The sequence below is a fragment of the Acinetobacter sp. GWC1_38_13 genome, from assembly GCF_001767535.1.
In the GTDB taxonomy this organism is placed as follows: Bacteria; Pseudomonadota; Gammaproteobacteria; order Pseudomonadales; family Moraxellaceae; genus Acinetobacter; species Acinetobacter junii.
The window spans coordinates 17,181-28,743 of sequence record NZ_MELG01000108.1 but is presented as its reverse complement, the minus strand read 5'-3'; the positions used below and the strand labels follow the sequence as shown (position 1 = coordinate 28,743).

Sequence of the window (11,563 nt, the reverse complement as noted above, 5' to 3'; positions counted from 1 at the left end):
TACGAGGCATAGCGAATAGTAAAATTGGGTTTGGCGATTTGATTTTACTACTTCGCTATTTTTTTAAGCTAAAAGTGTCAACACACCCTAGTCATTTGATTCTAAATTAAAATCCGAATCCTAGACCAACGACAGGACCTTTTTGTACGGTATCCCATTTAAAGTTACCATCAGAATAGTCTTGTGATACGTATCGATAACCCACTCTAAAATTTACTGGGGTTGAAAATACAGCTTTACGGTATCCCAAATAAGCCTGAGCGATTTGTGTTTGTTCGGTACCGTGAGTGTATTGCGCTGCTAAATTCCACGGAGAAGTAGAGTTGTAACGTATCCGCGCCCCACCAAAATATTCAAACCAGTGTTTTTCAACAGCAACACCTTTGCCCAAAGCATCTAAGGTTCCCTCTAGATCTGTATAATTCACACCTAGAGTGGGTTCAATGATCCAGCCTGTACCATCAGAAAATTGTTCAAATGCACGATAATAAATTCCTGCATTACTTAAGTTTACAGTGGTCGATAATGCAATTGGGTAATTATAAACTTGCTTTTCTTCTTCAGTCTTTACATATTGAATATCAGTATAAATCCCCCACTTCCCTTTGGTTACTTCCAGATGTCCAATCAAAGCTTGATCAAGCGCCTCTAGGGTATCTTTAAAAGGTTGATCTAACTGATAGTTAATCCCTTGATAACCTATTATTCCATTTATGTCCGCCGCAAAACCATAAATATTCAAAAAAACCTTAGTCTCACCTTGGAATGAATCTTTTATCGTATCCGCGTAGGCTTACGAGCTTAAAGCCATACACCCAAGAATTAATAATGATAACCGAACCATTTTCTACTCCTAAAACCGTTTAATTATTTAAAATTTACTTATCAAGTTATTTATTTAAGTCAGATCATTAATAACGTTTTGATTGTGATTTTTCTATACTTCAAACGTAAAAAATCCCTGCCAAGGCAGGGATTTTTTTAAATATGAGCGACAATGTGATTACATCATTCCGCCCATACCACCCATTCCGCCCATATCTGGAGCAGCTGGTTTATCTTCTGGGATATCAGTGATCATACATTCTGTAGTCAACATTAAACCAGCAACTGAAGCAGCATGTTCTAATGCAGAACGAGTTACTTTAGCTGGGTCAAGGATACCCATTTCTAACATATCACCGTATTCACCAGTTGCAGCGTTGTAGCCAAAGTTACCTTCACCTGCTTTCACTGCGTTAATTACAACTGATGGTTCATCACCAGCATTTGAAACGATTTGACGAAGTGGGGCTTCGATTGCACGACGCAAAATATTAATACCTGCTGTTTGATCTTCGTTAGCGCCTTTTAGACCTTCTAACACATTAACAGCACGTACTAGAGCAACACCACCACCAGCAACAACACCTTCTTCAACTGCAGCACGAGTTGCGTGAAGTGCGTCGTCTACGCGGTCTTTCTTCTCTTTCATTTCAACTTCAGTTGCAGCACCGATTTTAATCACTGCAACACCGCCTGCTAATTTAGCAACACGTTCTTGAAGTTTTTCTTTGTCATATTCAGACGTAGACTCTTCGATCTGCGCACGGATTTGTTGAACACGTTCAGCGATTTGTTCAGCATTACCGGCACCATCAACAATCACTGTGTTTTCTTTAGACACTGTGATTTTATGAGCAGTACCTAAATCTTGAAGAGAAGCTTGTTCTAAAGACATGCCTACTTCTTCAGAGATTACAGTTGCGCCAGTCAAGATTGCGATATCTTGAAGCATCGCTTTACGACGATCACCAAAACCAGGTGCTTTAACTGCACATACTTTGATAATACCGCGCATGTTGTTGACAACAAGAGTTGCAAGCGCTTCGCCTTCAACATCTTCCGCGATGATAAGAAGTGGTTTACCAGTTTTAGCAACAGCTTCTAAAACAGAAATCAATTCACGGATGTTGCTGATTTTTTTATCAACAAGAAGAATGAATGGATTTTCAAGTTCAGCAGTTAAAGTATCTTGTTTGTTTGCGAAGTATGGAGAGATATAACCACGGTCGAACTGCATACCTTCTACAACATCTAATGCATCTTCGAAGCCAGAACCTTCTTCTACAGTGATAACGCCTTCTTTACCTACTTTTTCCATCGCTTGGGCGATAAGCTTACCAACAGTAGTATCAGAGTTTGCAGAGATCGAACCGACTTGTTCAATTGCTTTGAAATCATCAGCAGGCTTTGCATTTGCACGGATGTTCTCAACAACAGTTTTAACTGCAATATCAATACCGCGTTTTAAGTCCATTGGGTTCATACCAGCAGTTACTGATTTGATCCCTTCATTTAAGATTGCTTGAGCAAGTACAGTTGCAGTCGTTGTACCATCACCCGCGATGTCATTTGTTTTTGAAGAAACTTCACGAACAAGTTGAGCACCCATGTTTTCAAACTTGTCTTTTAAAGAAATTTCTTTAGCAACAGTTACACCATCTTTAGTGATGTGAGGTGCACCGAAAGAACGATCGATTACAACGTTACGACCTTTAGGACCTAAAGTGACTTTAACCGCATCTGCAAGTACGTTTACACCTGCAATCATTTTTGAGCGAGCTGAATCACCAAATTTTACGTCTTTAGCTGACATGTTAAACTCCGAATCTTTAAATACTTTATCTGATAATAAATGTGAGTTATGTGTCGATTAGCCTTCAAGCACAGCTAAGATATCTGACTCTTTCATAATCAAGAGTTCTTCACCGTTTACTTTTACAGTTGTACCTGCATAAGTACCGAATAATACTTTGTCTCCAACTTTAACATCCAAAGCACGCACACCATTGTCAGTGATTTGACCATTACCTACTGCGATCACTTCACCTTGAGAAGGTTTTTCAGCAGCAGAACCTGGAAGTAAAATACCACCAGCAGTCTTGGTTTCTTCTTCTACGCGACGAATCACAACACGATCATGTAACGGACGAATGTTGCTCATAGTTAACTCCATCAGACTTAGTCTTTTTTGATTAATTTGCATTGCTAATCAGTAGCAATGAACAAAAAATTTGATATGCCACATTTGTGGGGTTAAAAAAAAAGGCTTCAAGGGTAAAAATAAAAAAATTTATACTTTTTTGATGATTTTTTAATCCAACAAAAAAATGATTGACTCATAAATCGACACTATTTGATTTTAAAAATTTTTTTTCATTTTCATCAAACCAATAATGTTCGATTTTACCATTTGCTGAAATTATATTAAAACTGTTAGACAAGCCAAAACGCAATCGATTAGAAATAGCTGTTCCAGCATGAATGTCATAAATTGAATGATCAAATCCCAAATTAAACACCTGATTCAAATCATGGATAGCGACTTTATGCAAATGTCCATGTAACAGTCCCCAAAGTCCTGTCTTACCCCATTGTTCAAGCGCTATCTTCGCCAGTACAGGACAATCTTTATCCCCATGATCATGAGGAAATGTATAAAAAGGTTGATGAAAAACAACGAGCTTGGTTTTATTATTCGGAGCATTTCTTAGCTTTTCAGCTACTTCATGTATTTGTTCTAGTGATACATGACCGCGTGTATGATAGCGGCGACGTATGCTATTCACCCCAACAATATAGAAATTCGATGTTTCTAGTGTCGTTTCTAATCGACCCAAAAATGCCTGATAACGAACAAATGGTGAAAAAAAGCGATTCCATACGTGAAACAAGGGAATATCATGGTTGCCTGGAACAACCAAATAAGGCAAATCTAAGGAATCGAGAAATTGTCGACAATCAAAAAACTGTTTCAATCTCGCTCTTTGCGTCAAATCTCCACTGACAATCACAACTTCTGGGCGGTGTAATTCACAAAAATCACGAATTGCCTGAATACAAACTTCACGCTCAGTTCCAAAATGTAAGTCAGACAGGTGTAATAACATGGGGAACCATCACTTTTAATGCTGATTTTTTTACTGCGAAATTTAAAGGAGTTTCCAACTCGACAATTTCACCATCGAGTGCAACCGTTAATTTTTTCTTTTTAGATTCAACCTGAATATGTTCTGCGCAAAATGAATAAACATCAGATGCTTGATCAATTTTTCCTTGAACAAACTGAAATAACATTCTTAATAAACTCAATCGATCATTTTTAGCCACCAAAACACCAGCCAGTTTTCCATTTGCAGCACATTCTGCAATTCTTAATTTCATATCACAGAGCTGCAATTGATTATTTCCAAAAAAAATCAAAGGTGTTTTAACTGGATATTTTTTTTCATCAATACTAATCGATAATTTCAAAGATTGATGCTCACGCAATAAAACATCTAAAGCGGATGTATAAGCATGTAAGGGGAAGCGACCAAAAAGTCGATTGAATGTTTCTCTTTTTTTTATAAACAATGGGTATAAACCTAAACTTGCATTATTTAAATAGATCTGATCATTTAAAGTTGCAATATGCACTTCTCGATAAGTACCTGTCGCGATCACTTCGGCAGCTTTAAAAATATCAATTGGAATTTCTAAAACACGAGCAACATAATTAAATGTTCCTAAAGGAATAATTCCCATAGGAATATCAGTGTGCATTAATTTTTTTGCAACAGCATTCAGAGTACCATCTCCCCCAGCAGCCACAATAACACCAGTTTTTTCTGATTGCTGATGTCTTAGTAATACTGTTTCCATCATCGCATCAAAATCATTTCTCGCATTTAGCTCAAATACCTGAATCTCAAAACCATATCGAGTCCAAAATGTCATCAAACGCTCGTAGACTTCATCTTGTTGAGCTGCATGAAATCCAGACTTTTGATTATAAATAATAGATAAGGGCTGTAACTCTTGATTCATATACTGCAGCCTTGACGACGATATCCAATATATTTGTTTATAAAAACAACAATTAAAAGCTAGTTTATGTAAAATTCGGATGATGATTATTCAATTTATCAATAATAATTCTCAAGAAAAGTTAAAAATCATAAACTATTGTTTTTAATAAGTATTTATAATAAAAATAACACACATAAAAAAATCACATGCGAACAAAAACCATAACCAAAAACATCAAAAACAATAACTTATGAAAAAATATACATTCTTTCACTAATCGGGAATATGATCCGATAGTCTTATTTTTTTTACGATTTTGTGCTTTAATACAGCCACTTTTTTTACTTCATCTATTTTCATTGTCACCCAATGAATAGAACTGTACGTCGTACACACTTTAAAAAGGCATCACCATGACCCAAGTGAACGCACCAGAATTCGTTCGTCACCCTAAGCTTATTGCATGGGTGGAAGAAATTGCAAAACTAACCAAACCAGCAAAAATCGAATGGTGTGACGGAAGCGAAGAAGAATATCAACGTCTGATCGACTTGATGATCGCTAACGGCACCATGCAAAAACTTAACCAAGAAAAACATCCTGGTTCTTACCTTGCAAATTCTGACCCTTCTGACGTTGCTCGTGTTGAAGATCGCACTTATATCTGCTCTCAAAACCAAGAAGATGCTGGTGCAACGAATAACTGGGTTGCTCCTGCAGAAATGCGCGAAAAGTTAAATGGTTTATTTGATGGCTCAATGGAAGGCCGTACCATGTATGTGGTTCCTTTCTCTATGGGTCCATTAGGTAGCCACATTGCACATATCGGTATCGAATTAACAGATTCACCTTACGTTGCTGTTAGCATGACTAAAATGGCGCGTATGGGTAAAGCAGTTTATGACGTGTTAGGTACAGATGGTGAATTCATCCCATGTGTACATACAGTAGCTGCTCCACTTAAAGAAGGTCAAAAAGATGTTGCTTGGCCTTGTAACAATGAAAAATATATCGTGCATTACCCAGAAACTCGTGAAATCTGGTCTTACGGTTCTGGTTATGGTGGTAACGCTTTACTTGGTAAAAAATGTTTAGCTTTACGTATTGCATCTGCAATGGGTCGTGAACAAGGCTGGTTAGCTGAGCACATGCTTATTTTGGGCGTAACAAACCCACAAGGTGAAAAACACTACATCGCAGCGGCATTCCCTTCTGCTTGTGGTAAAACTAACTTTGCAATGTTGATTCCACCAGCTGGTTATGAAGGTTGGAAGATTGAGACTGTAGGTGACGATATTGCTTGGATTAAACCAGGTGAAGATGGTCGTTTATATGCAATCAACCCAGAAGCTGGTTTCTTCGGTGTTGCACCTGGTACAAACACCAAAACCAACCCGAACTGTATGGCGACATTAACTAAAGATGTAATCTATACAAACGTTGCAGTTACTGAAGACGGTGAAGTTTGGTGGGAAGGTCTTTCTAAAGAAGTTCCATCAAACCTTACCAACTGGAAAGGTCAGCCACACGTTGCTGGTGAAAAAGCGGCACATCCAAATGCACGTTTCACAGTTTCAGCAGGTCAATGCCCTTCTATCGACGCTGACTGGGAAAATCCAGCAGGTGTACCGATCTCTGCATTCATTTTCGGCGGTCGTCGCGCAGACACAGTACCTTTAGTTTCTGAAGCATTTGACTGGGTTGATGGCGTGTATAAAGCTGCAACTATGGGCTCAGAAACAACTGCTGCTGCTGTTGGTCAACAAGGTATTGTTCGTCGTGATCCATTTGCGATGCTTCCTTTCGCAGGTTATAACATGGCTGATTACTTCGGTCACTGGTTACAACTTGGTCAAGAAGTGGGTGCTAAAGCAGAAGCTGCAGGTAATAAATTACCAAAAATCTTCAACGTAAACTGGTTCCGTCGTGATGCTGAAGGCAACTTCGTATGGCCTGGTTTCGGTCAAAACATGCGTGTTCTTGAGTGGATCATTGATCGTTGTGAAGGTCGTGCTGAAGCAACTGAAACTCCTATTGGTTACGTTCCAACTTATGAACAATTGAACTGGACAGGTATCGACTTCTCTAAAGAGCAATTCGAAACTGTTACAGCACAAGACAAAGACCAATGGATCAAAGAGCTTGAAAGCCACACTGAGTTATTTACTAAACTTGGTGATCGTTTACCACAAGCACTTAAAGATCGTCAAAATGAATTATTAGCAGCTGTTAAATCTGCTTAATTACCTTAGTTCCCTCCCTTTAATAAAGAGAGATCAAGGGATAATAAAAAAGATCGCTTCAGCGATCTTTTTTATATTAGTCTATTTAAGCGGCTACAATATGATTCGGCTTATTTGATAAATAGGCATCTAAGCGATCAATTTCATTTTGCGCAAAAACCAATCCTAATTTAGAACGTCTCCAAAGAATATCTTCGCTAGTTGTTACCCATTCAAATCGACATAAGTAATCCACTTCTTTAGCAAATAATCCATGTCCAAAACTCAGTCCAAGCTGATCAATTGAAACAGCCTCGCCCAAGATATTCCAAATACGCGAACCATAAGAAGTCGCCCAACGTTTTGCTAAGCTCTCAGAAACATCTGTAATTTGTGCACGAATCTCATTCACTAATTGTTCAGCAGATGCCATATTTTCGCCACCAGGTAAAGCCTCAGTTGCAGTCCAACTCCCCTTCATTTCAGGGAAGAATGCTTTTAACTGCTGCATAGCCGACTCAGCCAATTTCCGATAAGTCGTTAACTTTCCACCAAAAACAGAAAGTAATGGTGCCTGATCATGAGTTTCTTGAGATAAAGCTAAGGTATAGTCTCGTGTAATGGCTGAAGGATTATCGGACTCATCATCACATAATGGTCTAACCCCAGCAAATGTCCAAATAATATCAGCTTGAGTAAGCTGTTTTTTGAAATGTGCATTACTCACTTCAAGCAAATAATCTGTTTCTGCTTGCGTAATTTGTACTTTTGATGGATCACCCTGATATTCACGATCAGTCGTACCAATCATTGTATATTGATCTAAATACGGAATCGCAAACACAATACGGCGGTCATCATTTTGCATAATAAATGCTTTGTCACCTTCATACAGTTTCGGCACAACAATATGACTACCTTGAATCAAACGAATGCCATAAGGTGATTTGAGCTCTAAATCTTGTTTGATGAATTGTGCGACCCAAGGACCTGCAGCATTAACTAAAGCTTTAGCTTTAATTTTAAATGAACCTTGTGCATTCTCTAGTTCTACAACCCAATAACCCTCTACACGTTGAGCTGATAAACAACGTGTGCGAGTAACAACATCAGCGCCTTTTTCACGTGCATGCATAGCATTTAACACAACCAGACGTGAATCATCAACCGCACAATCAGAATATTCAAAACCGCGAGTAATTGCTGAATTTAGTGGGCTATCATCTTTAAAATAGACATTATTTGATCCCAATAATTTCTCACGTTTACCTAAATGGTCGTAAAAAAATAGGCCTGTTCGAATCAGCCATGCTGGACGTAAATGTGGGCGATGCGGCATGATAAATCGCATTGGACGAATGATATGCGGCGCTTTAGCCAATAACACTTCACGCTCAGCCAATGCCTCACGGACGAGACGGAATTCTTTATGTTCGAGGTAGCGCAATCCACCATGAATGAGCTTGCTACTTGCAGATGATGTATGACTTGCTAAATCATCTTTTTCGCATAAGAACACAGACAAACCACGTCCTGCTGCATCTGCAGCGATACCTACACCATTGATACCACCACCAATCACAGCGATATCATAAATTTTGTCTTTTAACAGAGGAGAAGTTTGCATATGTCACCGCAAATTTTCATTATTGTTCAATAATGAAAATTAAAACACATCAAATGAAAATAAACAATAAAAAATAGACATAAAAATGCCAATCAGCAGTCATTTAAAGATAAATGGTAAATTTATAAATCACAGGAAAAATGCTGAAGTATTAAACAAAAAAAGATTTTTTGAAAGTTTTTAGACTAAATAATAGAAATATTGAGCTAAATCAATTAGCTCAAATAGTACATCGCAATGTTCGAAAATGAATACTTATTTTGCGACAATCAAACCAACATCCAATTCACGGATTGTCTTCATGTATTCTTCATTAGGCTGCTGATCTGTAAATATACAATCAACTTGTTTGAGTGATCCCAATCGGATCATGGCATTACGACCAAATTTACTACTGTCGGCTGCTAAAAACACTTGCCTAGCACTAGATAAAATTTCTTGAGAAACACACACTTCTTGAAAATCAAAATCAAGAAGCGTTCCATCTTCTTCAATACCACTAATACCAATCAACGCATAATCAGCTTTAAATTGTTTAAAAAAATCAGCCGTAGCTTGACCAATAACCCCACCATCAGGACGAACACGACCACTCGCAATTAAGACCTCAAAGTCTTCCTTATTACTCAAAATCTTAGCCACATTAAGATTATTAGTAATGATTTTTAAACCAGTATGATTTAAAAGTGCATGAGCGATTGCTTCAGTTGTTGTACCAATATTAATAAATAAAGATGCATGGTCTGGAACAGCCGCTGCTACAGCAGCCGCAATCGTTCTTTTTTCTTCAAGCATGTAGCCAACACGAGTCGTATATTCAGTGTTTTCCACCGTTGAATCATGTGCCGCTCCGCCATGATAGCGACGCAGCAAACCTTCATCAGCAAGCTGGTTGATATCACGACGAATCGTTTGAGGTGTTACATCAAAATATTGAGCAAGCTCTTCAATACTTATATAGCCACGTTCTCTCACTAATTCGAGGGTTTTTTGTTGGCGTAGTATCAAGCTCATGCTCATATATCCTGTGTTGTTGTATATCTTCGGCGGCTATTTTACCCTAATCTTCTGCCCAATCACGAGTACGTCCAACAGCTTTTAACCACCCTTTATAGAGTTTTTCGGTTTCGTCGCGGGTACATTCAGGAGTAAAACTACGCTCAATCGTCATTCTACTCTTTAATTCATTCAAATCAGACCAAAACCCGACCGCTAAACCAGCTAAAAACGCAGCGCCCATACCTGTAGTTTCTTTCATTGCAGGTCGTTCAACTGAAGTGCCTAAAATATCAGCTTGGAATTGCATCAAGAAATTGTTTGCAGTTACGCCACCATCAACGCGTAATGTGCGTAATTTCTCACCCGAATCTTGTTGCATTGCATCTAAAACATCACGTGTTTGATATGCAATCGATTCTAAAGTTGCTCGAATAATATGCTCAATACTCACACCGCGTGTAATACCCAGAATCGCACCGCGTGCTGTAGGGTCCCAATATGGCGCACCTAAACCTGTAAACGCAGGTACAACATAGACCCCATTGCTGTCTTTTACTTTAGTTGCGTAGTATTCAGAATCATGTGAGTCATTAATCGCTTTTAATTCATCACGCAACCATTGCACACATGAACCACCATTAAACACAGCACCTTCCAATGCATAATTCACTTCACCTTTTGCACCACATGCAATTGTTGTAAGTAAACCATGTTCAGACTGAACAATTCGCTTGCCCGTGTTCATTAAAAGGAAGCAACCCGTACCATAAGTATTTTTAGCTTGTCCAACTTCTACGCACATTTGTCCAAATAATGCGGCTTGCTGATCACCAGCAATACCTGCAATTGGAATTCCAACTTCTTGCCCACTAATTGTATGTGTATATCCGTACACTTCCGAAGAACTACGTACCTCAGGCAACATTGCTTTCGGAATATTTAAAGCTTCGAGTAACTTATCATCCCATACCAAAGTTTCAATGTTGAAAAGCATAGTGCGAGAAGCATTAGTATAATCAGTTACATGTGCTTGCCCATTGGTAAGTTTCCAAATCAACCATGTATCAATCGTACCGAAAAGAAGCTCACCACGCTCCGCACGCTCACGACTACCTTCTACTCGATCTAGGATCCACTTAATTTTTGTTGCAGAAAAATAAGGATCAATTACAAGCCCTGTGACTTTACGAATATAGTCTTGCCAACCATCTTGACGAAGCTGATTACAAATTTCGTTGCTTTGACGACTTTGCCAAACAATCGCATTGTAGATAGGTTTACCTGTTTTTTTATCCCAAATTACAGTAGTTTCACGTTGGTTGGTGATCCCAATCGCTGCGATTTGATCACTTGAAATACTTGCCTGTGCAAGTGCTTCAACCCAGACTGCACTTTGTGTTGCCCATATCTCCATCGGATCATGCTCTACCCAACCTGGTTGTGGGTAGATTTGAGTAAACTCACGTTGAGCGATCGTGATTACATTTGCATCGTGATCCAAAACGATCGCACGTGAACTCGTGGTACCTTGGTCAAATGCAACCACATATTTTTTTTGACTATCTGTAGAGATCATGACATACCTATCCAGACTTGCCTTATTTATTTGAGCAACAAATTAAATGCCCGTTAAAAAACGGGCTTCGATACTGCAATAAAGCAATGACTTCTGTATTAAATAAAAAAACTTGGCAGATTATATGCAAAATTGTTCGAAAACGAAAATTCTTTCTTTAACTTTGAACCCATATGCGATGAATAGCGTAGGTTTTAAAGAATCCTAACAACTTAAAGCTGATTTTATGCGATACTTAAAAACAGAAATAACAGGACCATTGATATGAAAAAAACTAATTTATTCGTTATTGTAAGCGGTAGTCTT

The 11,563-nt window shown here is 38.4% G+C and carries 9 protein-coding genes; 1 reads left to right on the top strand and 8 read right to left on the bottom strand.

Annotated features, from left to right (window positions below; all coding sequences use genetic code 11):
• Positions 1 to 106: 106 nt before the first annotated feature.
• The 5 genes from A2003_RS11765 to A2003_RS11745 form a co-directional block, all read right to left on the bottom strand.
• Entirely contained in the window at positions 107 to 778 is a 672-nt protein-coding gene (locus tag A2003_RS11765; RefSeq protein WP_233739054.1) for a hypothetical protein, read from the bottom strand.
• Between the two features lie 225 nt (positions 779 to 1,003).
• The gene (gene groL / locus A2003_RS11760) at positions 1,004 to 2,638 is read right to left on the bottom strand and encodes a chaperonin GroEL (protein WP_004956155.1); all 1,635 of its coding nucleotides are present in this window, start codon (positions 2,636 to 2,638) and stop codon (positions 1,004 to 1,006) included.
• A 57-nt stretch (positions 2,639 to 2,695) separates the two neighbouring features.
• Entirely contained in the window at positions 2,696 to 2,986 is a 291-nt protein-coding gene (locus A2003_RS11755; protein ID WP_000065579.1) for a co-chaperone GroES, read from the bottom strand.
• Between the two features lie 175 nt (positions 2,987 to 3,161).
• Positions 3,162 to 3,932 (bottom strand): metallophosphoesterase family protein, encoded by a 771-nt coding sequence (locus tag A2003_RS11750; RefSeq protein WP_286687416.1) that lies wholly within the window; start codon positions 3,930 to 3,932, stop codon positions 3,162 to 3,164.
• Positions 3,913 to 4,851, bottom strand: coding sequence for a diacylglycerol/lipid kinase family protein (locus tag A2003_RS11745; RefSeq protein WP_004963368.1), 939 nt, complete (start codon positions 4,849 to 4,851; stop codon positions 3,913 to 3,915). The genes A2003_RS11750 and A2003_RS11745 overlap by 20 nt, the downstream gene beginning before the upstream one ends.
• Positions 4,852 to 5,246: 395 nt before the next feature.
• On the opposite strand from A2003_RS11745, the gene A2003_RS11740 reads away from it, so the two are divergent.
• Entirely contained in the window at positions 5,247 to 7,076 is a 1,830-nt protein-coding gene (locus tag A2003_RS11740) for a phosphoenolpyruvate carboxykinase (GTP) (RefSeq protein WP_004963370.1), read from the top strand.
• 85 nt (positions 7,077 to 7,161) lie between these two features.
• Here A2003_RS11740 and glpD read toward each other — a convergent pair whose 3' ends face one another.
• The 3 genes from glpD to glpK form a co-directional block, all read right to left on the bottom strand.
• Positions 7,162 to 8,682, bottom strand: a complete 1,521-nt coding sequence (gene glpD, locus A2003_RS11735; RefSeq protein ID WP_005402230.1) for a glycerol-3-phosphate dehydrogenase — start codon at positions 8,680 to 8,682, stop codon at positions 7,162 to 7,164.
• Positions 8,683 to 8,937: 255 nt separating this feature from the next.
• Positions 8,938 to 9,696: a DeoR/GlpR family DNA-binding transcription regulator gene (locus A2003_RS11730; RefSeq protein ID WP_004963376.1), complete on the bottom strand. Its 759-nt coding sequence runs from the start codon at positions 9,694 to 9,696 to the stop codon at positions 8,938 to 8,940.
• 46 nt (positions 9,697 to 9,742) lie between these two features.
• Positions 9,743 to 11,257, bottom strand: a complete 1,515-nt coding sequence (gene glpK / locus A2003_RS11725; RefSeq protein ID WP_286687415.1) for a glycerol kinase GlpK — start codon at positions 11,255 to 11,257, stop codon at positions 9,743 to 9,745.
• Positions 11,258 to 11,563: the final 306 nt, after the last annotated feature.

Coding starts and splice junctions, on each gene's coding strand:
- A2003_RS11755 (WP_000065579.1), bottom strand. CDS start 2,986: ATGAGCAACATTCGTCCGTTACATGATCGTGTTGTGATTCGTCGCGTA.
- A2003_RS11745 (WP_004963368.1), bottom strand. CDS start 4,851: ATGAATCAAGAGTTACAGCCCTTATCTATTATTTATAATCAAAAGTCT.
- glpK (WP_286687415.1), bottom strand. CDS start 11,257: ATGATCTCTACAGATAGTCAAAAAAAATATGTGGTTGCATTTGACCAA.
- A2003_RS11730 (WP_004963376.1), bottom strand. CDS start 9,696: ATGAGCTTGATACTACGCCAACAAAAAACCCTCGAATTAGTGAGAGAA.
- glpD (WP_005402230.1), bottom strand. CDS start 8,682: ATGCAAACTTCTCCTCTGTTAAAAGACAAAATTTATGATATCGCTGTG.
- groL (WP_004956155.1), bottom strand. CDS start 2,638: ATGTCAGCTAAAGACGTAAAATTTGGTGATTCAGCTCGCTCAAAAATG.
- A2003_RS11750 (WP_286687416.1), bottom strand. CDS start 3,932: ATGTTATTACACCTGTCTGACTTACATTTTGGAACTGAGCGTGAAGTT.
- A2003_RS11740 (WP_004963370.1), top strand. CDS start 5,247: ATGACCCAAGTGAACGCACCAGAATTCGTTCGTCACCCTAAGCTTATT.